The organism is Streptomyces sp. CC0208 (assembly GCF_003443735.1).
Lineage (GTDB): Bacteria > Actinomycetota > Actinomycetes > Streptomycetales > Streptomycetaceae > Streptomyces > Streptomyces sviceus.
The window spans coordinates 6,692,368-6,715,909 of the sequence record NZ_CP031969.1 but is presented as its reverse complement, the minus strand read 5'-3'; the positions used below and the strand labels follow the sequence as shown (position 1 = coordinate 6,715,909).

The 23,542-nt window shown below is 71.9% G+C and carries 25 protein-coding genes and 1 pseudogene; 10 read left to right on the top strand and 16 right to left on the bottom strand.

Annotation, left to right across the window (positions count from 1 at the left end):
• Window positions 1-116 precede the first annotated feature (116 nt).
• Window positions 117-1,604, top strand: coding sequence for a glutamate synthase subunit beta (locus D1369_RS30840; RefSeq protein WP_007381286.1), 1,488 nt, complete (start codon window positions 117-119; stop codon window positions 1,602-1,604).
• Between the two features lie 66 nt (window positions 1,605-1,670).
• Here the strand turns inward: D1369_RS30840 and D1369_RS30835 are convergent, their stop codons facing one another.
• Entirely contained in the window at window positions 1,671-2,150 is a 480-nt protein-coding gene (locus D1369_RS30835; RefSeq protein ID WP_007381287.1) for a carboxymuconolactone decarboxylase family protein, read from the bottom strand.
• Window positions 2,151-2,196: 46 nt separating this feature from the next.
• Between D1369_RS30835 and D1369_RS30830 the strand changes: the two genes are divergently transcribed.
• Window positions 2,197-3,687 carry a PLP-dependent aminotransferase family protein gene (locus D1369_RS30830; protein WP_118082724.1) on the top strand — a complete coding sequence of 497 codons (1,491 nt, stop codon included), beginning with the start codon at window positions 2,197-2,199 and terminating at the stop codon, window positions 3,685-3,687.
• Between the two features lie 136 nt (window positions 3,688-3,823).
• On the opposite strand, the gene D1369_RS30825 is transcribed toward D1369_RS30830, so the two are convergent.
• The gene (locus tag D1369_RS30825) at window positions 3,824-4,078 is read right to left on the bottom strand and encodes a DUF397 domain-containing protein (RefSeq protein ID WP_007381290.1); all 255 of its coding nucleotides are present in this window, start codon (window positions 4,076-4,078) and stop codon (window positions 3,824-3,826) included.
• Window positions 4,079-4,939 carry a helix-turn-helix transcriptional regulator gene (locus tag D1369_RS30820; RefSeq protein WP_007381291.1) on the bottom strand — a complete coding sequence of 287 codons (861 nt, stop codon included), beginning with the start codon at window positions 4,937-4,939 and terminating at the stop codon, window positions 4,079-4,081. It abuts the gene before it with no gap.
• 281 nt (window positions 4,940-5,220) lie between these two features.
• Here D1369_RS30820 and D1369_RS30815 point away from each other — a divergent pair, with 281 nt between their 5' ends.
• The 3 genes from D1369_RS30815 to D1369_RS30805 all read left to right on the top strand — a co-directional run bounded on the left by D1369_RS30815 (window position 5,221) and on the right by D1369_RS30805 (window position 8,483).
• Window positions 5,221-5,883 carry an ATP-binding protein gene (locus tag D1369_RS30815; RefSeq protein ID WP_050789686.1) on the top strand — a complete coding sequence of 221 codons (663 nt, stop codon included), beginning with the start codon at window positions 5,221-5,223 and terminating at the stop codon, window positions 5,881-5,883.
• Window positions 5,874-6,320, top strand: a complete 447-nt coding sequence (locus D1369_RS30810; RefSeq protein WP_007381293.1) for a hypothetical protein — start codon at window positions 5,874-5,876, stop codon at window positions 6,318-6,320. Before D1369_RS30815 ends, D1369_RS30810 begins: the two co-directional genes overlap by 10 nt.
• A gap of 219 nt (window positions 6,321-6,539) precedes the next feature.
• Window positions 6,540-8,483 carry an ABC transporter ATP-binding protein gene (locus D1369_RS30805; protein WP_037899589.1) on the top strand — a complete coding sequence of 648 codons (1,944 nt, stop codon included), beginning with the start codon at window positions 6,540-6,542 and terminating at the stop codon, window positions 8,481-8,483.
• 2 nt (window positions 8,484-8,485) lie between these two features.
• On the opposite strand, the gene D1369_RS30800 is transcribed toward D1369_RS30805, so the two are convergent.
• From D1369_RS30800 to D1369_RS30780, 4 genes are all read right to left on the bottom strand, one after another.
• Window positions 8,486-8,671 carry a hypothetical protein gene (locus tag D1369_RS30800; RefSeq protein WP_082319552.1) on the bottom strand — a complete coding sequence of 62 codons (186 nt, stop codon included), beginning with the start codon at window positions 8,669-8,671 and terminating at the stop codon, window positions 8,486-8,488.
• Window positions 8,672-8,843: 172 nt separating this feature from the next.
• The gene (locus D1369_RS30795; protein ID WP_007381296.1) at window positions 8,844-9,533 is read right to left on the bottom strand and encodes a DUF899 domain-containing protein; all 690 of its coding nucleotides are present in this window, start codon (window positions 9,531-9,533) and stop codon (window positions 8,844-8,846) included.
• A gap of 498 nt (window positions 9,534-10,031) precedes the next feature.
• Window positions 10,032-11,987: an FUSC family protein gene (locus D1369_RS30785; protein WP_118082723.1), complete on the bottom strand. Its 1,956-nt coding sequence runs from the start codon at window positions 11,985-11,987 to the stop codon at window positions 10,032-10,034.
• Between the two features lie 219 nt (window positions 11,988-12,206).
• The gene (locus D1369_RS30780; protein WP_037899593.1) at window positions 12,207-12,971 is read right to left on the bottom strand and encodes a nucleotidyltransferase domain-containing protein; all 765 of its coding nucleotides are present in this window, start codon (window positions 12,969-12,971) and stop codon (window positions 12,207-12,209) included.
• A 202-nt stretch (window positions 12,972-13,173) separates the two neighbouring features.
• Between D1369_RS30780 and D1369_RS30775 the strand changes: the two genes are divergently transcribed.
• Together D1369_RS30775 and D1369_RS30770 are read left to right on the top strand one after the other, a co-directional pair.
• Complete coding sequence (locus D1369_RS30775; RefSeq protein WP_037899594.1) at window positions 13,174-13,587, top strand: Rid family hydrolase; 414 nt, start codon at window positions 13,174-13,176, stop codon at window positions 13,585-13,587.
• Window positions 13,584-14,033: a GNAT family N-acetyltransferase gene (locus D1369_RS30770; RefSeq protein WP_037899596.1), complete on the top strand. Its 450-nt coding sequence runs from the start codon at window positions 13,584-13,586 to the stop codon at window positions 14,031-14,033. The genes D1369_RS30775 and D1369_RS30770 overlap by 4 nt, the downstream gene beginning before the upstream one ends.
• Before the next feature lie 9 nt (window positions 14,034-14,042).
• Here the strand turns inward: D1369_RS30770 and D1369_RS30765 are convergent, their stop codons facing one another.
• The gene (locus D1369_RS30765) at window positions 14,043-14,762 is read right to left on the bottom strand and encodes an aspartate/glutamate racemase family protein (RefSeq protein WP_037899598.1); all 720 of its coding nucleotides are present in this window, start codon (window positions 14,760-14,762) and stop codon (window positions 14,043-14,045) included.
• Window positions 14,763-14,767: 5 nt separating this feature from the next.
• The gene (locus tag D1369_RS30760) at window positions 14,768-16,234 is read right to left on the bottom strand and encodes an NCS1 family nucleobase:cation symporter-1 (RefSeq protein WP_007381301.1); all 1,467 of its coding nucleotides are present in this window, start codon (window positions 16,232-16,234) and stop codon (window positions 14,768-14,770) included.
• A 174-nt stretch (window positions 16,235-16,408) separates the two neighbouring features.
• On the opposite strand from D1369_RS30760, the gene D1369_RS30755 reads away from it, so the two are divergent.
• Window positions 16,409-17,077, top strand: a complete 669-nt coding sequence (locus tag D1369_RS30755; protein ID WP_007381302.1) for a GntR family transcriptional regulator — start codon at window positions 16,409-16,411, stop codon at window positions 17,075-17,077.
• Here D1369_RS30755 and D1369_RS30750 read toward each other — a convergent pair.
• Together D1369_RS30750 and D1369_RS30745 are read right to left on the bottom strand one after the other, a co-directional pair.
• A pseudogene (locus D1369_RS30750) lies at window positions 17,074-17,974 on the bottom strand (alpha/beta fold hydrolase). The gene D1369_RS30755 and the pseudogene D1369_RS30750 overlap by 4 nt on opposite strands.
• A gap of 9 nt (window positions 17,975-17,983) precedes the next feature.
• Complete coding sequence (locus D1369_RS30745) at window positions 17,984-18,715, bottom strand: uracil-DNA glycosylase (RefSeq protein ID WP_007381303.1); 732 nt, start codon at window positions 18,713-18,715, stop codon at window positions 17,984-17,986.
• Between the two features lie 112 nt (window positions 18,716-18,827).
• Here D1369_RS30745 and D1369_RS30740 point away from each other — a divergent pair, with 112 nt between their 5' ends.
• Window positions 18,828-19,556, top strand: coding sequence for an RNA-binding S4 domain-containing protein (locus D1369_RS30740; RefSeq protein ID WP_037899601.1), 729 nt, complete (start codon window positions 18,828-18,830; stop codon window positions 19,554-19,556).
• Window positions 19,557-19,660: 104 nt separating this feature from the next.
• Here D1369_RS30740 and D1369_RS30735 read toward each other — a convergent pair whose 3' ends face one another.
• Entirely contained in the window at window positions 19,661-20,125 is a 465-nt protein-coding gene (locus tag D1369_RS30735; protein ID WP_202476967.1) for a DoxX family protein, read from the bottom strand.
• Window positions 20,126-20,219: 94 nt separating this feature from the next.
• Entirely contained in the window at window positions 20,220-21,119 is a 900-nt protein-coding gene (locus tag D1369_RS30730; RefSeq protein WP_007381306.1) for an acyltransferase domain-containing protein, read from the bottom strand.
• A 76-nt stretch (window positions 21,120-21,195) separates the two neighbouring features.
• On the opposite strand from D1369_RS30730, the gene D1369_RS30725 reads away from it, so the two are divergent.
• Window positions 21,196-21,462, top strand: a complete 267-nt coding sequence (locus D1369_RS30725) for a DUF6343 family protein (protein ID WP_202476968.1) — start codon at window positions 21,196-21,198, stop codon at window positions 21,460-21,462.
• Between the two features lie 16 nt (window positions 21,463-21,478).
• Here D1369_RS30725 and D1369_RS30720 read toward each other — a convergent pair whose 3' ends face one another.
• Genes D1369_RS30720 through D1369_RS30710 form a run of 3 tightly spaced genes read right to left on the bottom strand, consistent with a single transcriptional unit; the run spans window position 21,479 to window position 23,494 of the window.
• Window positions 21,479-21,859 carry a tetratricopeptide repeat protein gene (locus D1369_RS30720; RefSeq protein ID WP_007381308.1) on the bottom strand — a complete coding sequence of 127 codons (381 nt, stop codon included), beginning with the start codon at window positions 21,857-21,859 and terminating at the stop codon, window positions 21,479-21,481.
• 50 nt (window positions 21,860-21,909) lie between these two features.
• Window positions 21,910-22,527 (bottom strand): dephospho-CoA kinase, encoded by a 618-nt coding sequence (gene coaE, locus D1369_RS30715; RefSeq protein WP_007381309.1) that lies wholly within the window; start codon window positions 22,525-22,527, stop codon window positions 21,910-21,912.
• Between the two features lie 28 nt (window positions 22,528-22,555).
• The gene (locus tag D1369_RS30710; RefSeq protein ID WP_007381310.1) at window positions 22,556-23,494 is read right to left on the bottom strand and encodes a PAC2 family protein; all 939 of its coding nucleotides are present in this window, start codon (window positions 23,492-23,494) and stop codon (window positions 22,556-22,558) included.
• Window positions 23,495-23,542: the final 48 nt, after the last annotated feature.

Genomic DNA, 23,542 nt, shown 5'->3' with positions numbered 1-23,542 from the left:
CGCGAGTGGCCCAGGAGTCGTATCGTGGCCGGAAGAAGTTCCGCAGAAGTGCCGCTCGATGACGCACGGCCACGTCGGACGCGTCAGCGTCACCAGCGTGAGCGAGGAAGACGGCCATGGCCGATCCCAAGGGATTCATGACCACCCCCCGCCAGGACTGGCCCCGCCGGCCGGTCGAGGAGCGGGTCCGGGACTGGGACGAGGTGTACGTCCCCGGGGCGCTGCTGCCCATCATCACCGAACAGGCCGATCGCTGCATGGACTGCGGCATCCCGTTCTGCCACGAGGCCTGTCCGCTGGGCAATCTCATCCCGGAGTGGAACGACCTGGTCTCGCGGGAGGACTGGCGGCAGGCCGCCGACCGGCTGCACGCGACGAACAACTTCCCCGAGTTCACGGGGAGGTTGTGTCCGGCGCCGTGCGAGGCGGGGTGCGTGCTCGCCATCAACCAGCCGGCGGTCACCATCAAGAACGTCGAGGTGGCCGTCGCGGAACGGGCCTGGGAGCTCGGGCTCACGCCGCCCCGGCCGCCGGACCGGCTGTCGGGGCGCACCGTCGCGGTGATCGGGTCGGGGCCGACCGGGCTCGCCGCGGCACAGCAGTTGACGCGGGCGGGGCACACGGTCGCCGTCTACGAGAAGGACGACCGACCGGGCGGGCTGATGCGGTACGGCATCCCCGAGTTCAAGATGGAGAAGCGGCATCTGGACCGGCGGATCGAGCAGATGCGCGCCGAGGGGACGAAGTTCCGTACGTCCACGGCGGTCGGGCGGGATGTCGGCGCGGCGGATCTGCGGACCCGGTACGACGCGGTGGTGATTGCCACCGGGGCCACGGCGTGGCGCGAACTGGACGTGCCGGGACGGGAGTTGGCCGGGATTCAGCAGGCCATGGAGTATCTGCCGCTCGCCAACCGGGTCTGCGAGGGGGAACTCGCGGTGTCCCCGATGTCGGCCGCCGGCAAGCATGTCGTGATCGTGGGCGGGGGTGACACCGGCGCGGACTGTCTGGGGACCGCGGTGCGGGAAGGGGCCGCCTCCGTGACCCAGTTGGACATCTACGCCCAGCCGGGGGGCGAGCGGGACGAGGATGTCGAACCGTGGCCCACGTATCCGAAGATCTACCGGTTGTCGGCGGCGCACGAGGAGGCCGGTGAGCTGCGGACGGCGCCCGCGGCCGACGCGGACGCACGGTTGTTCGCGGCGTCCACGCTGCGCTTCACCGGGGACGCGGACGGTCACGTGCGGTCGCTGCACCTCGTCGAGGTGGACGCGGTGCGACGGCCGGTGGAGGGCACGCAGCGGACACTTCCCGCCGACCTCGTACTGCTGGCGCTCGGTTTCTCCGGGCCGGACCGGGGGGACGGGCTGGTGGAGCAGTTGGGGCTGGGGATGGAGCCTCGGGGGACGGTCGCGCGGGACGCGGGGTTCGGTACGAACGTGCCGGGGGTGTTCGCCGCAGGGGACGCCGCTCGGGGGCAGTCGTTGATCGTGTGGGCGATCGCGGAGGGGCGGGCGGTCGCGGCGGCGGTCGACCGTTATCTGACGGGCAGTTCGCAACTGCCGGCGCCGATCGGGCCGTACGACCGTCCGATGACGGTGTAGGGCGGCGCGGAGAAGACCCCTGGCCGCTCAGCCCCCCCCCGGCCGGCCGGTCAGCGCCCCGGCCGCTCAGCCCCGCTCGTCCGTCCCCGCCACCTTCGCCGTCGCCAGGGCCACCCTGTTCCAGGTGTTGATCGTGAGGATCAGCGACAGTACGTGGGCCAGTTCCTGCTCGTCGAAGCAGGCCGCGGCCTGGGCGTAGACCGTGTCGGGGACTCCCCCGTCGGCCACCAGCGTCACCGCCTCGGTGAGGGCCAGGGCCGCCTGTTCCCTCTCCGTGAAGAAATGGCGGGCCTCGCGCCAGACCGGAACCATGTGGAGACGGTCCTCCGTCTCGCCGGCCTTGCGGGCGTCGTTGGTGTGCATGTGGAGGCAGTACGCGCAGTGGTTGAGGTGGGAGGCGCGGATCTGGATCAGCTCCACGAGGGCGGGGTCGAGGCCCTCGCGGGCCGCCGTGTCGAAGCCGATCAGAGCCCGGAACACCTTCGGGGCGGCCTTCGCGAGGTTCAGTCGAGCCGTACCTGTCATGTGCGGGTTCGTCGTCGTCATGGGAACAATCTACGGTCCGGAAAGACCGGCTGTAGGGTGCATTTCCATGGCGGAATCGTGGGTCAATTACGCGGAGCGGATCGGCTCCGACCTGCACCTGGAGCTCTCCGGGCCGGGGAGCAGGCGGGCCGCGCTCATCGGGGCGCTGCGGGACGCCGTACGCAGCGGGCGGCTCGCCCCGGGCACCCGGCTGCCGCCGTACCGCTCGCTCGCCGCCGACCTCGGCGTCGCCCGCAACACGGTGGCCGACGCCTACGCCGAACTCGTCGCCGAGGGCTGGCTCACCGCCCGCCAGGGCTCCGGCACCCGCGTCGCCGAACGGGCCCGGCCGCTCCACCCCGCCGTACCCCCGAAAGCACTCGCGCCGCCCTCACCCGCACCACCCCCACCCGCCCGTGCCGCGCACCGCAGCCGGCCGACCCTGCACGACCTCCGCCAGGGCACCCCGGACGCCTCCGCCTTCCCCCGGTCCGCCTGGCTCGCCTCCTACCGCAGGGCCCTCCACCAGGCCCCCAACGAGGTCTTCGGTCCCGGCGACCCCGCCGGACGGCCGGAGCTGAGAGCGGCCCTCGCCACGTACCTCGCACGCGCCCGTGGCGTGCGCACCGAGCCGAACCGGATCGTCGTCTGCTCCGGGTTCGCCCATGCCCTGCGACTGCTCTTCAACAGCGGAAACGGAGGCGGCGGCAGACGCGGGCAGATCCTGCGCGGTCCGCTCGCCGTCGAGGCGTACGGACTGCCCTTCCACCGGGAGCTGCTCGCGGCCGAGGGCGTACGAACCGTCCCGCTCCCCCTCGACGAACACGGCGCGCGCGTCGACCGGTTGAGCCGCGAGCGGGCCGTACTGCTCACGCCCGCGCACCAGTTCCCCACCGGCGGTCCGCTGCACGCCGAGCGCCGGACCGCGGTGGTCGACTGGGCACGCGCGCGTGGCGCGGTGGTGCTGGAGGACGACTACGACGGGGAGTTCCGCTACGACCGCAGGCCCGTCGGCGCCCTGCAGAGCCTGGACCCGGAGCGGGTGATCCTGATCGGCTCGGTCAGCAAGAGCCTGTCACCGGCGGTGCGGCTGGGGTGGATGGTGCTGCCCGAGCGGTACGTGGGAGGCGTGCTTGCGGCCAAGGGCGAGCGGGAGGCCTGGGCGAGCGTGCTCGACCAGCTGGCCCTTGCCGACCTGATCGTCTCCGGGGCCTACGACCGTCACGTACGGCGGATGCGACAGCGCTACCGCGGCCGCCGGGACCGGCTCGTCGCCGCGCTGGCCGAGCGGGCGCCGCACGTGGAGGTCGGCGGGGTGGCGGCGGGCCTGCACGCGGTGCTGCGGCTGCCGCCCGGCACCGAGAGGCCCGCCGTCGGGGCGGCGGTCCGGCAACGGGTCGCGCTCGACGGGCTCGCGGAGTTCCGCCACCCGGACACGGACATGCCGGCCCACGACGGTCTGGTCGTGGGGTACGCGACGCCGCCCGAGCATGCGTACGGAGCGGCGCTGGAGGCACTGTGTGCGGCGTTGGCGCCGGGTGGGACGCGGGTGTCGTGAACCGTGGGTCAGGGGCGAGCGTCGTGCTTGGTGTTGCCGGTCTCAACCATCAGCAACTATCCATCAGCAACTACCTATCAGTGATTACCCAGCAGTGATTAGCCAGCAGTGATTACCCAGCAAGGAAGCAACGAGGTCAGGAGAGCAGGAAGTCGGCCACCCCCGCCTTCGCGCCCTCGATGAACGCGGTCATCTCGTCGGTGGTGTAGATCAGCGCCGGTCCGTCCGGGTCGGTGGACTGGCGCACGGCGATCCTGCCGTCGGCGAGCTTCATCGCCTCCAGGCAGTTGCCGCCGTTGCCGCCGCTCCACGGCTTGTGCCAGCCTTCGCTCCCCAGCTCCCGGGCCGGCATGCCGTTGTAGACGGGGAGGCGGGGCTTGATGCGGTTCATTCACAGCTCCTTGCGGAGATCCCGGAGGATCTCCTTCGTGCGATGTGCCGTAGCGGCCTGCGCCGCCATGCGGTCCAAGACCTCGAGGTGGGTCGCCACCTCGACGCGCGCGTCCAGATAGATCGCGCCGGTCAGGTACTCGCTGTAGACCATGTCCGGAAGTTCGGGCACGGCGAATCGGAAGAGCACGAAGGGCCCGTACGTGCCGGCGTGCGGCCCGCCCGCGAACGGGGCGACCTGCAGGGTCACGTTGGGCAGCTTCGTCGCCTCGAGCAGTTTGTCGATCTGCGCACGCATCACCTCCGGGCCGCCCACGGGGCGGCGCAGCACGGTCTCGTCCATGACCACCCACAGCCGGGGCGCGTCCTGGCGGGTGAGCAGTCCCTGCCGTTCCATGCGCAGGGCCACATGGCGCTCGATGTCCTCAGGGCTGGTCTGGCCGATGGCGCCCGAGCGCAGGACGCCACGCGCGTAGTCCTCGGTCTGGAGCAGACCGGGCACGAAGTGCGGTTCGTACTCGCGGATGAGCGCGGCCGCGCCCTCCAGGCTGACGTGCATCGAGAACCAGCCGGGCAGCACGTCGTGGAAGCGCTGCCACCAGCCGGGCCGGTTGGCGTCCTCGGCGAGCTGGACGAAGTCCTCGGCCTCCTGGTCGGAGACGCCGTAGGCCTTCAGCAGCAGCTGGAGGTAGGGGATCTTCAGCCCGACCTCGGCCATCTCCATGCGGCGGACGGTGGCGGGGGCGACGCGGAGGATGCGGGCGGCTTCCTCGCGCTTGAGCCCGGCGCGTTCCCGCAGGTCCAGCAGGCGCCGGCCGAGGACGACCTGGCCCACCGTCGGCGCGGACCGCGGTTCGCTCACGCTCCACCTCCACGAAGTCATGTACGGGCGTCACAGGTCGGGCCCGGGCGTTCCGGCCACCAGCATGCTGACAGGCCAGCGGCGCCATTCGAAGACCTAAATCGAAGATCTGTACGGATATGACCGTCGGTACGAATACCGATACGTACGGATCTACGGTGATCCCAACTGGCGCCGCTCAACATGCTGTTGCGAGCAGTGTGCCACGGCCTCCCACCGCGTCACACAGCACTCTGCATTTTTCAGAGTGACACTTGCCAAGTGTTCACGACGGGGCGATAGTGGCAAGCGTGATTCCGTCCCCGCCCTTAGGAACAGACGCTGCCGAAGACCGCCCCCAGGGTCTCGGTGCCGCTGCGGGAGCAGGCCTCTCCAGGGCCGCTGTCCGGCGCCGGTTCCGTTTCGAGCTGGCCGCGCACCCGGGTTCTCCCGCGCAGGCCAGACGCCTGACAAGGGCGCGACTGACCCATTGGTCGGTCTGCGAGGACACCTGCGACTCAGCCGCCCTGGTGGTCTCCGAGCTGGTGACCAACGCCATCGTGCACACCGCGAGCAGCCGTGTGGTCTGCGAGCTGCACGACAACGACGACCTCGTGCGAATAGCCGTACGTGACGAGGGCTGCGCGCCGGGTGAACCCCATCCGTCCCCGCAGCGCGGCGAAGAGGAGCACGGGAGGGGACTGCTCCTCGTCGACTCCCTCTGCCACGCGTGGGGCGCCCATGAGCACGGCCCCGGTCTGCTGGTCTGGGCGGAACTGCCGCGCAAGGCGGACGAGCCGCGCGAGGACACCGGCCCGCGCAACGACCTGGGCTGGGGGGCCCGCCCGAAGCCGGTTCCCTCCGGGGAGCCGGGCCAGGGGGACGAGGCCGAGGAGCATCACAGAGCGGCGCCCGAGGGGGATGCTCGCGAGCACGGAGCGGGGGGCGCGGGCGCATGGGCGTGAGGAGCGGGTCCGGCGGTCAGGTGCTGACCCTGGACACGCTGGTCCGCGTCGGACGTGGGCTGCGGGCACCGGGAACGCCGTACAAGCTGGCCGTGCCGGAGGGGATGACGGTGCCGCTGGGCTGCGACGCGGTGGGGGTGCCGGCGTCGTTGGGCCGGCAGCTGGTGTCCCGGTTGCCGCGGGTCGGGTGCGTGTACGCCGATGCCACGCACTGGTGGTGGCTCGTTCCCGCCGACTCCGACTACGCGCTCGAGTGGCCCCCACCTGCCCAGTACGCCACCGGGGCGGTTGTTCCGGACGCCCCGGTGGTGCCGTCTCTTGTGCGTCGGGGCGCGGGGACCCTGCCCTATACGCCGCCGATACCGCTGTACCTGGCGTTGTGCCGGCTGACGGGGACGACACCCAACTGGTCCCGGCCGGTCAGCTCCGCCGGTTAGGCCGGCTTGCGGCTGCGGGCCTGTAGGGGCCGGTCGGGGGGCCGGTCGGGCAGTTCCCCGCGCGCCCTTGAGCTGACCGGTGCCCCCTGCCCTACAACCGGTGTCCCCTGCGTTCCAAGGTGTGCGCCCGCGCGCTGCCCGTTGTTCCCTCTGCGCCCTGCCCCCGTCCGGTCAGCCCCGCCATAGTTGCCCCCGTCCAGCGATCGGGGGAGGTCCACGGTGGGGAAACAGCCGGACGCCGAGCAACCCGGTGTCTCCGAGTCGGAGCGGCTGCTCTTCGGGGGACCGTTGCGGTACGACGGGGGGTGGAACTCGCACTCCGAGGCGTTCCTGGAGCTGGGGTTCCGGGCCATGGTGGGGCGGCTGCCGTCGCTGCTGTCGGGGAGTCTCCGGCTGGCCTGGCAGGCCGACCGGCAGGCCGCGCGGATCGTGCTGGTCGCCGAGGTCTGCCGGGGGCTGACACAGGCCGTGAGCCTGCTCGCCGTCAACAGTGTGCTGGGGCGGCTGATCGGCGCGGGTGCGCTGGAGGACCGGCTGCGGGGTGCGGTGCCCGCGCTGGTGACGATGGCCGTCGTCATGTTCGTGGGGGCGCTGTTGCGGGCGGCGTCCACGTACGCCACAGGACGCCTTGAGCCCAAGGTCGAGCGGGTGGCGACCGAGCGGTACCTGGAACAGGCGGCCACCGTGGAGCTGGCCGCGATCGAGGACCACGCCTTCCACAAGCTGCTGGACACCGCGCAGTACGGCGCCGCCTCGGCCCGCCGGATGATCTCGTTCGCGACCCGTGTGGTGAACGCGATGATCTCGCTGGTCGCCGCGGCGGGCGTGCTGACCGTGCTGCACCCCGCGCTGTTGCCGCTGCTGGTCACGATGACGATCCCGAGCGGCTGGGGCGCGCTGACGATCGCGCGCCGCCAGTACGCGTCCTTCCACACCTGGGTGCAGCACGTGCGGGCGGGCCGGCTGCTCGGCGCCCTGCTGATCGAGCCGGAGTCGGCGCCCGAGATCCGGGTCCACGGGGTGGGCCCGTTCCTGCTCAGGCACTACCGCGCGATGGCGGAGACGGCGGAGGCGGAGCAGGCCCGACTGGCCCGGCTGGCGGCCCGCACCGGGCTGATCGCGGCGGCCTGGACGGGCCTGGCGACGGTGGCGACGTACGCGACACTCGGCGGGCTGCTGCTGGGGGGCGCGATGGCGCTGTCGGTGGCCGGCACTGCCGTGATCGCGGTGCGCACCGGCTCACAGAGCCTGAACACCCTGGTCGTCGAGATGAACGCGCTGCACGAGGAGGCCCTGTTCGTGGGCGACCTCCAGCGGCTCTACGAGGAGGCGTCCAAGTGGGCGATCCCGGCGGGCGGGACCGCGCTCCCGGACGATCCGCGCGAGATCCGCTTCGAGAACGTCACCTTCGGCTACCCGGGTGACTCGGCCCGCCCCGCGCTCGACGAGGTGACGCTCACCCTGCCGCTGGGCAAGATCGTCGCGCTGGTCGGCGAGAACGGCTCCGGCAAGACCACCTTGGTGAAGCTGCTCGCGGGACTGTACGCCCCGGACCGGGGCCGGATCCTGTGGGACGACGTGGACGCGGCGCACGCGGACCGGCGGCTGCTCGCCGAGCGGGTCGCGATGGTCGCCCAGGACTTCAAGCGGTGGCCGTTCACCGCCCGCGTCAACGTGGCGGTGGGCCGCTCCTCGGTGCCGCTGACCGACGAGCGGGTGTCCGGCGCGGTCACGGAGGCCGGGGCCGGGGACGTGCTGGCCGATCTGCCGCGCGGCCTGGACACGCTGCTGGCCCGCAACTTCAGCGGCGGGCACGAGCTGTCGGGCGGGCAGTGGCAGCGGCTCGGGATCGCCCGGGCCGCCTACCGGCGCGGCCACATCCTGATCGTGGACGAGCCGACGGCCGCCCTGGACGCCCGGGCCGAGCTGGAGGTCTTCGAGAAGATCCGTGCTCTGGCCGGCACCGGTCAGACGGTCATCCTGATCACCCACCGGCTGGCGTCCGTACGCCACGCGGATCTGGTGCACGTCCTGGAACAGGGCCGCCTCGTGGAGTCGGGCACGCCCGACGAGCTCCTCGCCTCCGGCGGTGTCTACGCGGAGCTGTACTCGCTCCAGGCCGAGCAGTTCACGGCAACGGTGCCCGCCAAGGAGGCGGGCTGACCTCAAGCGAGGGCGTCGGCCGCTGCCTCACCACTGCGGACGATCACCAGGAACGTGTCGGACGCGAGGTCCATGACGACCTCCGCCTGCAGTCCCTCAAGACGCCTCGCCTGCGCGAACTCCTCCGCCGGCCACGATCCACGCGGCCCGCCAGCGGGAAAGCGTTCGAGCACTGTTCGCCCGTTCACCACCCTGCACCTCCAGAAAGCGTTGCACTCGTCCGTTGAGCGCTTGTAGGAGTTAACGCCTTCCGGGCCCCGAAAGCCTCGGTGAGTTGCCGTACTGAGACGTAGTTGACACGAGTTCAGCGCGAAGCGTGAGAGTTCGATTACTTAGCGGTCACTTTCGTTGCTCCTTGTGTCAGACCTCGTACTCATCGTGATAACGAATGCGCACGCTGCCTGCGGGCGCCCCCAGAGCGGACGCGCGCCCCTTGGGTTCCTCCCACTCCTCCTGCCGGCCCAGCGCGGTGAGATCGAGGAGGCTGGTGGTCGAGCCGAGCCCGTCGAGACCGCGCGCATAGGTCGAGTAGGTGTGGAAGACCTGGTCACGGTCGCGCAGGAAGCAGCTGATACCCGGCCGCTCGGCCGGCTCCCCGTCGATCTCCAGGGTCGCCTCGAAGTCGCGGTTGAAGTCGCCGCCGTATGAGGAGTACCAGGGCACGGTCCATCCCATCCGCGCCTTGAACGGCAGGATTTTCGTATACGGCGCTCTCGACACGGCCGCGAACGTCGTCCCCCGTGCCTTCAGATGGGCCAGGTGTCCGATCTGGTCCAGGAACGCGGAGCAGCTGCGGCAGCCCGCGTCCCACTCCGGCGCGAACATGAAGTGGTACACGACGAGCTGGCCGCGCCCCTCGAAGAGGTCGAGCAGGGTGGCCTTGCCGTCGCCGCCCTCGAAGAGGTACTCCTCCGCCACCTCGACCATGGGCAGTCTGCGCCGCTCGGCGTTGAGGGCGTCTCGCGCACGCGTGGCCGCCTTCTCTCTGAGCAGCAACTCCTCGCGCGCCGCGCGCCATTCGTCCCTCGAGACGATCTCCGGAAGCGCCATGGGATCCCTCCTGTGCAGCGGTCCGTTCAGGGTGGTGACCGCGGGGAGGGGCGGAACTCATCGGTGGTGCGGGAGATTCCTTCGGTGGGGTCGGCGAGGGAGAGGTGGCCGGAGGGGCCGCGGTCCAGGTCGAGGGGGTCGGGGAGTGCTGGAACCGGGCGAGGACCGCGTTGCCGATCAGCTGCACGGCAGGTCGTCGGCGGAGTCCCGCAGGCCGCAGATGGCCGTGATCGGGAGGGGCGCTGCGCAGGAGGCGATGAGGTCGCAGCGTCGTGCCGTGGTCGCCGAGTGCGTCGAGAAGGCGGCGGGCGGCGGGCGGCAGCCCGAACTGATCGACCACATTCTGGTGAGTCAGCGTCCGGCCCGCCGCATCGCGGAGGCGGGAACGGGATTGCCCGGGCAGCAGGACGACGCGCTCGTTCTGCGTCGATGGACCAGGATCCGGTCAAGCGGGTGGGGACACCCGGGTCGGACCACGCCCCGGTGTGGGTGTGACTCCTAACCGGCGAGGGGCACTTCGGGCAGCCGGATCTCCACTCGCCCCCGCCCCTCGTCGAGCCGGCCGAGTTCGTCGAGGAGTTCGGTGAGCCGGTGGACCTGTTCGGGGGTGAGCCGCCCGGAGTCGTCGAGGTGGACGGCGCACGCGGTGGTCGTGTCGACGATCCGTTCGAGCACGGCGACGATCTCGTCGGCGCCCTCCGAGTGCCGGGCCAGCGCGGGGAGTTCGGCGGCGGCGAGGGTGATGGAGGTACGGGCCTCGGCGAGCGCGCGGTAGGCCTCGCGGCGCAGGGTCCAGCGCAGGGCGCGGGTGTCCTCGGTGGGCGTGTTCTCGGTGGGCGTGCCCTCGGTGCGGACGTCTCGTACGGCCGACTCGGCGCCACGTGGGACGGGCCGCGGTGTCTCCCGCAGCAGCGGCCGCTCGGTCTCCCGCAGCACATGCGCGAGGTACTCCTGCGCCGCCCCGCCCGCCGCGGCCAGCCGGGACCGCACTGCCCCGCCGCGCTGCCCCGGCATCGGCAGATGCCCGACGATCAGCACGATGGCGCAGGCGAGCAGGGTCTCGGTGATCCGGCTGGCGGAGGCCTGGGGCTCGCCGCCGACCATCACGAGCGCCAGCACGAGGACCGTGACGACGGCGGTCTGCGCGGCGAAGTGCCGGGTGGCCACCGGAATGAGGGCCCCGCTGACGGCGACGAGCGCGATGAGCCCTTCGGGCCGCGGCAGCACGAGCGCGAACCCGGCGAAGACCAGCGCGCCCAGGACGGTCCCGGCGGCCCGGCACAGCACCCGGGACGCGAGCGGTCCGAGGTCGGGCTTGACGAGGAAGACGGCGGTGGCGGGCAGCCAGTACCAGTGCTGGTGCTCCCCGTACCAGTGGGAGTGGTGCAGCGCCTGTGCCACGGCGGCGCTGGCCCCGAAGCAGAGGGCGACCCGCAGCCCGTACTCCCGCCCGCCGGCCCCGAAGACGGACCGCAGCAGGTCCCGGACGGTGCGCGGGCGCGTGTGCAGATCCCCGCCCCGCCCGCGGTCGAACGCCTCCGCGGCCCGCAGCAGGGCGTCGTCGAGCGCCCGCAGCGCGGGCCCGGACCGGTTGGGCGCGGGCAACGGCCCGGTGTGCGTGTTCTCCCGTACGGCGGCGCCGAGCCGCCGGGGCCCGGCGGAGGCCCGTCCGGGCACCGCTTCCTCCCCCCAGGCGAGCGCGGTGGCCGCCTCGGCGAGCGGCAGCGCGGCCGCGTACTGCGCGTGCAGCCGCCGCTCGGCGGAGGAGCTGGCGTACCGCCGCAGCCGGGGCCCGGTGAGCGCGTCCTGTGCGTGATCGAGAGCCGCGGTGAGCGCGACGCGGCGGCCGGTGGCGTGCTCGGTGCCCACGGCGTCGAGCAGGTCGGCGACGGCCTCGTACACCGCGGCGACCGCCTCCCGCTCGCCGTCGAACCGGAAGTCCCCGGCGAGGGCGCCGGGCGTGGGCAGCGCGAGCCGCAGCGCGAGCAGCCAGCAGCCCCCGCCGAGATAGGCGACGGCCCGCAGCCACCCCTCCTCCGGCAGCGGCATGCCCGCCCCGATCGCAGACGCGACGAGCAACTGCGTACCGGCCCCGGAGGCGACGGGCCCGACGGCGCTGATGCTGCCGGCGACGAGCCCGACGAGGGTGAGCAGAACGGTGAGGGCCACGGCCCCCACGTACTCCCCCGCGTACGTCCCGACGATCATCCCGACCGCGCCCGCGAGCGCGGGCACCCCGATCCTCTTCACGGAGACCCGCCTGCTGCCGGGCCGGTCGTTGATCCCGGCCAGCATGGCGGCGATGGCGGCGACGACACCGAGGGAGGTGCGGTCGGCGAGCACTCCGGCCAGCAGAAGGGGCCCGGCGGACAGGGCCCCGCGCACCACGGCACTCCAGGGAATCGGCCCGCGCTGGGCACGGAGGGCGTGGGCGAGCCAGGGCGGTAGGTGCATCCGTACGGCGGGGCGGGACACGGGGCTCCTGTCGTCGGGAGAGGCGAGGGTGTGCCTTCGGGCGACGGTGGCCGGGCGTTGGGCTGTGGTCTCCACGATAGAGCGCGTTCTTGGAGGGCCCGGGACTCTCGTGTTACCCGCGTGTGACGATGCATGCAAAAGCCACGTTCTTTATGAACGCAACCCGGGAAGGTGAACCGACGGCGGTTCCACGGCCGCTCAGCCCGCGCTGTCGAACAGCTCCCGCACCTTCGCGGCCGCGCGGACGGCCGACCCGGGTGAGGCCGTCAAGGACTCGACGATCCGGTCGACGTCCCGCAGGCCGGCCCGCTCCAGCAACCGCTTCTCGTTGGTCACCCACTCGCCTCGCGCCGCCAGCACCGAGTGCCCCATCTGCACGGCGGCCGTGGCGAGGCCGCCGGCGGTCTCGGTGAGGCGGTCGGCCGGGGCGTGGTTGGCCTCGGTGTAGGCCAGGGTGAGGTGGGCGGTGTCCCGCCACCGGGTGGCGGCGGAAGTGCGGAGCTTCGCCGGGTAGGCCGTCGGGCGGGGCAGGTCGCCCCTGAGGACCTGGTTGACGGCGAGTTCGGCCACGATCAGGTAGGTGGGGATGCCGGCCAGGTGGAAGAGCAGGGGCTCCACCCGGAAGCGTCCTTCCTCCGCCTCGGCCGACTCCCGTTCCACCACGTCGAGATCCCGGTAGTGGACGTCGACCCGCCGCCCGTCGATCGTCAGCCACGCTCCCCCGTTGAAGACCCCTCCGCCCCAGCCGCCGACCTCGGAGACCTCGCCTTCCCAGCCGACCGCGCGGAGGTCGGCGGGGTCGAAGTCGCCGCGGTAGTAGACCGCCAGGTCCCAGTCGCTGTCCGGCCGTGCGGTGCCCTGGGCACGGGAGCCGCCGAGCGCCACGGCCCGGACGGTCGGGAGGGCGGCGAGACGGTCCGCGATGGCGTCCAGGAAGCCGGCGTCGGGGAAGGCGGGGGGCATGGGCGCAGCGTACGGAGACCGGGGCGCCCTCTCCACGGAATTACGCGGCCGACGAATGCCCGGGCACAGGTGACGAGCTGTAATTCAGGTGCGGTCCGGCCCTCCGGCCCCCGATGATCGAAAGGTTGTCCCCCGTCCGCCGTCCGCCGTCCGCCGTCCACCCTCCGCCCTCCGCCCTCCGCCCTCCGCCACAGGAGTCCACGTGATCGAGCGCGTCACCGCCCCGACCCTCTTCCCGCCGCCGACCTACTCCCACGCCTCCGTCGTCGAGGCCGGCACGAAGCTCGCGTTCCTCGCCGGGTCCGTTCCGCTGGACGCCAAGGGGAACCTCGTGGGCGAAGGGGATCCCGCGCGGCAGGTCGAGCAGGTGATCGCGAACCTGCGGGAGCAACTCCACGCGGTCGGCAGCGACTTGGAGCACGTGCTCGCGACCGATGTGCATGTCGTGAGCAGCGAGCCCGCGGTGCTGTCCGCCGTGTGGGAGGTGGTCGAGGCGTCCGGGCTGAGCGCCGGTCCGCATGCGTCGACGCTGATCGGGGTCGCCTGCCTCGGGTACACGGGCCAGCTGGTGGAGATCACGGCGACGGCCGTGGTGCCCGAGGCGGCTGCACAGTGAGCGCGGTCGTGATCCGCCGGGCCACCGCCTCCGACGCCGCCGCCACGGCCGACGTCTTTCTGCGCTCCTTCGCCGCCGCTTTGCCGACGGTGGTGCGGCCCCGGTCCGACGACGAGGTGCGCGCCTACTTCCGGGACGTCGTGGTGCCCTCGAGTGAGACGTGGGTGGCCGTGGTGAACGACCAGGTCGCCGGACTGATGGTCCTCGCCGGTGACCTGCTCTCCCAGCTGTATCTCGCCCCCGACTGGCGGGGACGGGGCATCGGCGACCGGTTCGTCGCGCTCGCCAAGGAACGGTCCCCGCGAGGGCTGAGCCTGTGGACCTTCCAGGTCAACAAGCCGGCCCACCGCTTCTACGAACGCCACGGCTTCGTCGAGGCCGAGCGCACGGACGGCAGCGGCAACGAGGAGCGGGAGCCGGACGTGCGGTACGTCTGGCGGCCCTGAGCACCCGGGTCAGCCCGACCGCGGTGGCCACACCCGCCTCTTCGGTACCGGCTTCGCATAGCCGCCCGCACGGCTGGTGTTCAGCCCGAGCCCCACCAGCGACTCCGCCAGCTTCACCGCCGCCCCCACCCCGTCGACCACCGGGAGCCCCAGCTTCTCCCCCACCGTCCGCTGAAGTCCGGTCATCCCGGCGCACCCCAGCACCAGCACCTCGGCGCCGGCCTCGCGTACCCGTTCGGCGGCCGCGAGGAAGGCCGCCTCCGTGCGGTCGGCGTCCCCCAGGTCGAGAACGCCCAGTCCGGTCCCGACGACGGCGGCACAGTTGCGCCCCACTCCCGCCAACTCCAGGCTGTCCTCGATCTGCCCGCAGGACCGCTCCAGCGTGGTCACCACGCCGTAGCGCCGGCCGAGCAGACAGGCCAGATGGGCGGCGGCCTCGGTGATGTCGACGACGGGTACGTCCACCAGCTCCCGGACGCCCTCCCGTCCGTGCTCGCCGAAGCCGGCCATGACGACGGCGTCGTAGGAAGGGCCCTCGTACGTGCGCAGCAGGTCGATGACCGCCGCCGCCGAGAGGTAGCTGTCGAGCCAGCCCTCCGCGGACTCGGGGCCCCACGCGGGGGTGAGTCCGAGCACGGTGGTGCCCGGGCCTGCCGCGGCCCGGGCACCTCGTACGATCTCCTCGGTCATCTCCTGCGTGGTGTTGCAGTTGGTGACGACGATCCGCACGCTTCTCAGACCTCCACGGGCTCTTCGACGGGGGCCGCTCGCTCGCTCCGGCACAGCAGCGCGTACAGGCCGGCCGCGAGGGCCGTGCCGATGAACCAGGAGTACGGGGCCACGTCGCTGAAGGTCTTCACCAGGGCGAGGACCCCGGCGACGGCGGCCGCGGGCAGGAACGCCCACAGGGCCTTCGGGTTGACGCCCTTGCGGTAGTAGTAGCGGGAGCCGGGCTCGGCCTTGAACAGCTCGTCGACGTCCACGCGGCCCTTCTTGACCCAGTAGTAGTCGAGCATGATCACGCCGAACAGCGGGCCGAGGAAGGCCCCGAGGCCGCCGAGGAAGTAGTTGACGACCGTGGGGTTGGAGAAGAGGTTCCACGGGGTCACGACCAGGGCGGCGACGGTGCTGATCATGCCGCCGATCCTGAAGGTGATCTTCTGCGGCCAGACGTTGGCGAGGTCGTACGCCGGTGAGACGAAGTTGGCGACGATGTTGACGCCCATGGTGGCGATGGCGAAGGTGAGCGCGCCCAGCACCATCACCCAGGTGTTGCCGACCTTGGCGACCAGTTCGGCCGGGTCGGTGATGGCCTGGCCCCAGACCTCGAGCGAGCCCGCGGTGACGATCACGGAGACGACCACGAAGGCCGTGGAGTTGATGGGCAGGCCCCAGAAGTTGCCGCGGCGGACGGTCTTGTAGTCCGGCGCGAAGCGGGAGAAGTCGCAGAAGTTGAGCATCAGCGTGCCGTAGGTGGCGAGGATCAGGCCGATCGCGCCGAACCACTGCCGCCACTGCTCGCCGACGGAGACGGGGTGCGGGGTGCTGGTGAGCGAGATGCTCCAGTCGGCCTTGGCCAGCACCCAGACCGCCAGCGCGATCATGACGAGCCAGATCGCCGGTCCGCAGAAGTCCTGGAACTTCCGGACCGACTCCATGCCCTGGCTGATGATCAGCGCCTGGATCAGCCACAGCGAGAGGAAGGAGACCCAGCCGAGCGCGTCGAGGCCGAGGAAGGAACTGTGCGTCCACGACTCCAGGCCCGGCCAGGCGGCCAGCAGCATCACGTTGACCGCCACGGAGGCCAGGTAGGTCTGGATGCCGTACCACATGATGGCGATCACGGCCCGGATCAGGGCGGGGATGTTGGCGCCCCACACACCGAAGCTGATGCGGCTGACCACGGGGAACGGCACGCCGTGGCGCTGGCCGATCCTCCCCATCCAGTTCATGCCGATGTAGATGAGCACGAAGCCGACGAGCAGGGACGTGAAGACCTGCCACACGTTCATGCCGAGGACCAGCAGACCGGCCGCGAAGGTGTAGTTGCCGAGGTTGTGGACGTCCGACATCCACATGGCGAAGAGGTCGAAGACCTTCCAGTTGCGCTTGCCCGCGGGCGCGAGGTCTTCGTTGGTGAGCCGGGGATCGGGGACGAACGCTGGTGTGCCGGTGACTTCGGCACGGTCGGCGAGGGACACAGGGCCTCCAAGGACGGGGACAGGAGGATGGCGGCCGCCTGGCATCCAGTTTTGGTATACCAAACTGCGGTCATGGTCCCGCCGTCAAGAGTCCCGACCGATGTCGCGTTTGTTAAGGCTCCGTAAAACAGCTCCGGCGTCAACGACGGCTCGGACGTCGGAGAAGATGGCTCCATGAGCTCCACGACGAACACCGAGCCCCTCGGCGCCGTCCGCGAACGCGTCCTGGCCACCCTGCGGCAGGAGATCATCGCCGGCGGACTGCGGCCGGGCGACCGACTGGTCGAGCGGGAGCTCGCCGAGCGCTTCGGGGTCTCCCGGGTGCCGGTCCGCGAGGCGATCCGCGCGCTGGTCGCCGAGGGCTTCGTGCACTTCGAGACGCCCCGCCGCACGGTCGTACGACGGCTGACCCCGAACGACGTCAAGGAACTCTTCGAGCTGCGCGAGGCGTTGGAGGTGTACGCCGCAGGGCTCGCCGCGGCCCGGGCGACCCCGGAGGATCTCGCCGAGGTGGAGCGGCTCCTCGACCTCGCGGCGACCGCGACCGAGGCGGGCGACGCGGAGACCATCACGGACGTCAACAGCCGTCTGCACGACAGCATCGTGGCGATGGCCCGCAACAGCCTGCTGATCGAGGCCCTGGAACCGGTCGCGGGACGGCTGCGCTGGATGACCCGACGGAACGAGGAGTGGCCCGAACTCCTCGTCGAACACCGCGACTTGTACGAGGCGATCGCCTCGGGCGACCCGGAACGGGCCCGCGCGCACGCTCTCGCGCACGTGCGGACCAACTACGAGTCGACGGTACGGCAGTTGTTCGGGGAGACGGGCGAGATGATCTAGGCGGGCGAGCGGCGGGCGTACGTGTCGGTCGCCGCCACCATCGCGGCCACCCCCAGTTCCCCGGCGTTGTGTCCGCCGCCGTCGATCACCGTCAACTCGCTGCCCGGCCAGGCGTGGTGGAGCCGCCAGACGGTACCGAGCAGGTTGCCGAGGTCGAGACTGCCCTGGACCAGGGTGCCCGGGATGTTCTTCAGCAGGGGCGCGTCACGCAGCACGACACCCTCGTCGTTGCCCTCGCCCAGGAAGTGGTCGTTGCCCCAGTAGTGGGTGACGGTACGGGCGAAGCCCTGGCGGAACACCGGGTCCTCGTACCGCGGCACCGACCGCGGCGGCGCGGGCTCGATCGCGGTCTCCCAGTCGGTCCACGCCCGCGCCGCCCGCTCCCGCACCCCGGCGTCGGGCGACTCCAGCAACCGGTTGTAGGCGGCGGCGAGGTTCCCGGCCCGCTCCTCGACGGGCAGCTCCCCGACGAAGCGCTCGAAGGCCTCCGGGAAGATCTTCCCAAGTCCCCTGGTGAGCAAGGCCACTTCAGGACTCGCGGCGGTCGCGACACCGGTCAGCACCATCTCCGTCACCACGTCCGGATGCGTCTGCGCGTACCGCAGCCCCAGCACCGACCCGAACGACACGCCCCACACCGACGCTCATGTCGGTGTCGTACGCGCTCGCGTGCGGCGTCGACCTCCCGGCACCCCGCTGGTCCAGCAGCACGATCCGGTACGCGGCGGGGTCGAACAGCCGGCGCGCCCACGGCGAGCAGCCGGACCCAGGGCCGCCGTGCAGCACCACCGCCGGCTTGCCGTCCGGGTTGCCGCAGGTCTCCCAGTACACGAGGTTGCCGTCACCGACGTCGAGCATGCCGTGGTCGTACGGTTCGATCTCCGGGTAGAGGGGCACCCGGCGACCCTAACCGTCGTACGACGGCCTCGTCGTCCCGTTTCCACCGGTACGGCCCCGCAGACCCGCCGCCTCGGCCGCCGTGCGCAGCACGTCCCGCAGCATCTCGGGCGTGAGCTTGCCGGTGAAGGTGTTGCGCTGGCTGACGTGGAAGCAGCCGAAGAGTTCGAGGCCGTCGAGCGGGACGCGCGCCCCGTGTCCGAAGGCGGGCCGCGGCCGGGGCACGCTCCAGCCGGCCGCCGTGAACGCGGGCAGCGCGGCCTGCCAGCCGAAGGCGCCGAGCACGACCACGGTGCGGAGCGTGGGCCGCAGCAGGTTCAGCTCCTGGACCAGCCAGGGCCGGCAGGTGTCGCGCTCGCCGGGGGTGGGTTTGTTGGCGGGCGGAGCGCAGTGCACGGGCGAGGTGATCCGCACGCCGTGCAGCTCCAGTCCGTCGTCCGCGGTCACGGCGGTCGACTGCGAGGCGAGCCCGATGTCGTACAGCGCCTGGTACAGCACGTCCCCGGAACGGTCACCGGTGAACATCCGCCCGGTGCGGTTCCCGCCGTGCGCGGCCGGAGCGAGCCCGACGATCAGCATCCGGGCGTCCGCAGGCCCGAAGCCGGGCACCGGCCGCCCCCAGTACGTCCAGTCGGCGAACGCGGCCCGCTTGGTCCGGGCCACCTCCTCCCGCCAGTCGACCAAGCGCGGGCAGGCACGGCAGCCCGAGATCCGGCGGTCGAGGTCGGCGAGGGCGTCCACCCGTCCACGGTACGGGGGTCCACGGTACGGGCAGGTCGCCGGGGCCGTACCGACGGGCACCGCCCGGAAAACCCACCCGGGGTGCGCGGTCCCGGGTACTAAGGTCGGAGCCATGGCTGTGGAACGTACGGACGACAACGAGACCGGTGGGACGGGCCGGGCCGCCACGACGGCCGACGGTCCCGGCGCGAAGGTCGCCGACCAGGCCCCCACGGCTCCCGGTGCCGTGGCCTCCGAGGAGGCGGACCCGAAGATCGCCGCCGCCGTCGCCGCCGCGGAGGCCGCCGGGCCGCAGAGCGGCGAGACCGTGCGGATCGACAGCTGGATCTGGTCCGTACGCCTGGCCAAGACCCGGTCCGCGGGAGCCACCGCCTGCCGGGGCGGGCATGTGCGCGTGAACGGCGAGCGCGTGAAGCCCGCCCACTCCCTGCGCGTCGGGGACGAGGTGCGGGTCCGGCAGGAGGGCTGGGAGCGGGTCGTCATCGTCAAGCGCCTGATCCGCAAGCGGGTCGGCGCCCCGGTGGCCGCTCAGTGCTACGTCGACAACTCTCCCCCGCCACCGCCCCGCGTGGCCGTCGCCCCCGCCGGTATCCGCGACCGCGGCGCCGGCCGCCCGACCAAGCGCGACCGCCGCGAACTGGAACGCCTGCGCGGCCTCGCGGAAGGCAACCGCCGGGGCCGCTTCGCCGGACCCAGCGGCCCGGGCGGAGCCGACAGCAGTCCGGACGGATCCGACGCCCCGGAGGGCGCGGGCGGATCGGGCGCCCAGGCACGCCGTTCGGAAAGAACCCGCCGCTCGGACCGGGGCGGGAACGCGGACCGAACTGGACGCTCGCGCTGAGCGAACTCCCGAGGGGCAGCGGGCACTCGGCACCGAAAACACCTGCGGGCAGCGCGCCAAAGCCGCGCTGACCGCAGGCCGTTCTCCTCATGCCCGTCGTCGCATCATGCCCGTCGTCGCACCAGCCGCAGCAGGTCCGCATTGTGCCGCCGCCTGGCCCAGGCGATCAGGGCGAGCGGGACGATCAGGATGAGGGGAGTCGCCGCGTTCTCCCCGTCGAAGTAGGTGAGCTGCACGACGAAGGCGCCGACCATCAGCCCGCTCAGCGCCACGGCCGCCACCGACTGCAGCACCGGGATCAACAGGGCGATCCCACCGGCCAGTTCGAGCACGCCGATGGTGTACATGCCCGCGCTGCCCCAGCCCATCTTGTCGAAGCCCTCGGCGGCGGAGGGGTGCGCGATCAGCTTGGGGAGAGCGCTGGCGATCACGTAGAAGAGGGCGAGCACGACCTGCAGGGTGCGCAGGGCGATCCGGGCCCGGCGGCCGCGGGGGGTCGAGGACTCGGCGATGACAGGGGCGGCGGCGGAAGCAGCGGTGCGGGTGGCGGGGACGGTGGTCTCGGACATCGGGGTCTCCTGCGGGAAGCGGTCCGTGGTGCTGTCGGAGAGGTAGACCCCCACCCCGCCCCGAACTCATCGCCGGACTCCAGGGGAAACCGGACTACAGGGGAAACCAGCCGTGCCCGATGTACCAGTGCCCGCCGGCCCGCAGGTGATCACCCACGGCCCGCTCCAGCGCCGTCCGCCGCGGCAGGCTCTCCACCGACAACTCCGGGTCCCCGAACACGAACTGCACCGGCTCGGTGTCCTCCGGCTCCGGGTCCTCGGGGGCTGTGCGGAAACGCTCCTGGAACCGGACGATGTTGGAGTCCGCGGGCAGATACTCCTTCAACTGCGGGTCCAGCAGCCAGGAATGACACAGCGCGGCACGATACGGCTCCTCCGCGAAGTGCCGGGCGAAGAACTCGGCGGCCAGGGCCAGCGAGCGGTCACAGGCCTCCGGTGAGAGCGGCCCGAGGAAGTCGGGGATGTGCAGGCTCAGACAGGGCGTGCCGGGAGCGAGGTCCAGTCCGGCCGCCGTGAGCGTCCGGCTGTTCCACGGCCCGTACCGCGTCCGCTCGAACTGGAGTCGCCCCAGCTGGTACAGCTCGCCCCGCGAGTGCCGGGTCAGCCAGCGCGGTGACTGCACGCCCGTCCTGCCGTACCGCCTGCGGTGCACGGCCATGTTCCGCCCGAGGTCGGCGAGGGTGCGCCGGGACACCTCGGCCGGGATGCCGCGCTCGCGGTGGTACGCGCGCGTGTGGGGCAGCGCCGCCACGAACACGTAGGCGGGGAAGCAGCGTTGGAGGGCGCCGGCAGGCCAGTCGAGCTCGGGAAGGACGACCGGCTCGTCGGCCTTGCCCATGTCCCGGACGAGTTCGTCGACGGAGTGTTCCAGGAACCGCCGCAGCTCCGGATCGTCCATGACCCGCCGGCCCATCCGCACGAGTTCGTTGACGTCCTCATGCGGTACGGCGAGTTCCACCAGCACCTCGGCCAGTTCATCGGCATCCGGAAGCACGCGGTGACCCCCTCATCGGCCCTTTGGTCAACGTTCGTTCCGAAGAGTACGTTGCAGGAGAGGGGTGGTGATCCCGATGCGTACAGGCAGTGAGCCCACGACAGCGCGCAGTGCGCTGCGGGCGCGGTTCTGGCTGAGCGTGTGGGGGCTGGTCTGGGCGGTCTTCGGCACGGCCGCGTTCGCGCTGGCGGGCCGCCCCGGGTGGGCCATCGCCTGCGGGGTGCTCTGGCTGGTGATCACCGTCGACACGGCGATGATCCTCCGGCACATCCGTCAGGGCCCGCACTACCAGCCGGGCCCCGACATCCCGCCCTACCGGCCGCCGGAGAGCCGGCCCAGGTAGCGGGCCGGCCCGCCGCTCAGGAGTCGAACCGGGCCGCCTTCAGGAACTCCGGGTTGGGGTCCAGCGCGGCCGCCAGCCGGAAGTGCCGCCTGGCCTGGTCGGACCGTCCCTGCCGCTCGTAGGTGCGGGCGAGCGCAAAGTGCGCGAAGGCGTTGTCCGGCTCGCGCTCCAGGACGATGGTGAACTCCAGCTCGGCGGGCCGCAGTTGCGCGGCGGCGAAGAACGCCCGCGCGCGCAGCAGCCGGGCCGCGGTGTTCTCGGGGTGGGCGGCGATGACGGAGTCGAGCAGCTTCACCGCGCCCCGCGGGTCCCGCGCGGAGAGCAACTGCTCGGCTGCGCGGTAGTCGATGACATGCGTCTCCGGAGTACGTCCGGTCGATCCGCTGATCTCGGGCACGGCTCAGTCCTTCCCTCACTGGAAGGGTTCAACGCCCGGACCGGGGGACGCTATTCCTGGGACGCCCTGGACGCGCGAGCCCGCCGCAGGAGATCGCCCCATACGTCCCGCACGCGGTGGCGCAGTCCATCCAGGGGTACGTCGTTGTCGATCACGATGTCCGCGATCTCCAGGCGCTTGTCGCGCGTCGCCTGGGCGGCCATACGCGCGCGTGCGTCCTGCTCGGTCATGCCGCGCAGCCCGACGAGCCGGTCGAGCTGGGTCTCGGGGCTCGCGTCGACGACGATCACCAGGTCGTAGAGCGGGGCGAGGCCGTTCTCCGTGAGGAGCGGGACGTCGTGGACGACGACGGCGTCCTCGGCGGCGGCCGCTTCGAGCTCGCGGGAGCGGGCGCCCACCAGCGGATGCACGATCGAGTTGAGTACGGCGAGCCGCTCCGGGTCGGCGAAGACGACGGAACCCAGCTTGGGCCGGTCGAGGCTGCCGTCCTCGGCGAGTACGTCCGCGCCGAAGGCGTCCACGACCGCGGCGAGACCGGGCGTGCCCGGCGCGACCACCTCGCGCGCGATGAGGTCCGCGTCGATCAGGACGGCACCGTGCTCCACGAGGAGCTTCGACACCTCACTCTTGCCGGCGCCGATACCGCCGGTCAGGCCCACCTTCAGCATGACCGGAAGCCTAGACGCTCCTCGCGCGTCAGTTGTCGCCTTCCCGTTCGGCCAGGAAGCGCTCGAACTCCATCCCGATCTCGTCCGCCGACGGAATCTCCACGGGCTCGGCGAGCATGTTGCCCCTGGTCTCCGCGCCGGCCGCCGCGTCGTACTGGTGCTCGAGACCCTGGACGAGAGCCACGAGGTCCTCGTCGCCCTCCTGGATCTGGCGCTCGATCTCGGTCTGGGTGCGGTGGGCGTCGGTGCGCAGCGCGTGGGCGATGCCGGGCAGGACCATGCCGGTGGCGGCCGTGATGGCCTCCAGGGCGGTCAGGGCGGCGTCCGGGTAGGTCGAGCGCGCGATGTAGTGCGGGACGTGCGCCGCGACGCCCAGGACGTCGTGACCGGCCTCCATGAGCCGGTATTCGACCAGGGCCTCGGCGCTGCCGGGCACCTGGGCCTCCTCGAAGGGGCTGCGGTGACCGGGGACGAGGTCGTGACGGTTGCCGTGCGGGGTGAGGCCTACGGGGCGGGTGTGCGGAACGCCCATGGGGATGCCGTGGAAGTTCACCGACAGCCGGACCCCGAGCCGTTCCACGATCTGCTGGACGGCCGCGGCGAAGCGCTCCCACTCCACGTCCGGCTCCGGGCCCGACAGCAGCAGGAAGGGCGCTCCGGTGGCGTCCTGGACGAGCCGCACGTCGATCGTGGGCTCCTCGTAGTCCGTCCAGCGGTCGCGCTTGAAGGTGAGCAGCGGACGGCGGGCGCGGTAGTCCACGAGCCGGTCGTGGTCGAAACGGGCCACGACCTGGTGGGGCAGCGAGTCGAGCAGCCGGTCGACGATCTGGTCACCGGTCTCGCCCGCGTCGATGTATCCGTCGAAGTGGTAGAGCATGACCAGGCCGGCCGACTCCTGGGCGAGAGCCATGTCGACAACGGCGAGGCCCTTGGGCTCCCATGCGTACAAACCCTGCGGATCAAGCACAGTGACCGCTCCTCCTCGTGTTCATACAGCACAACACGCCCTGGAACA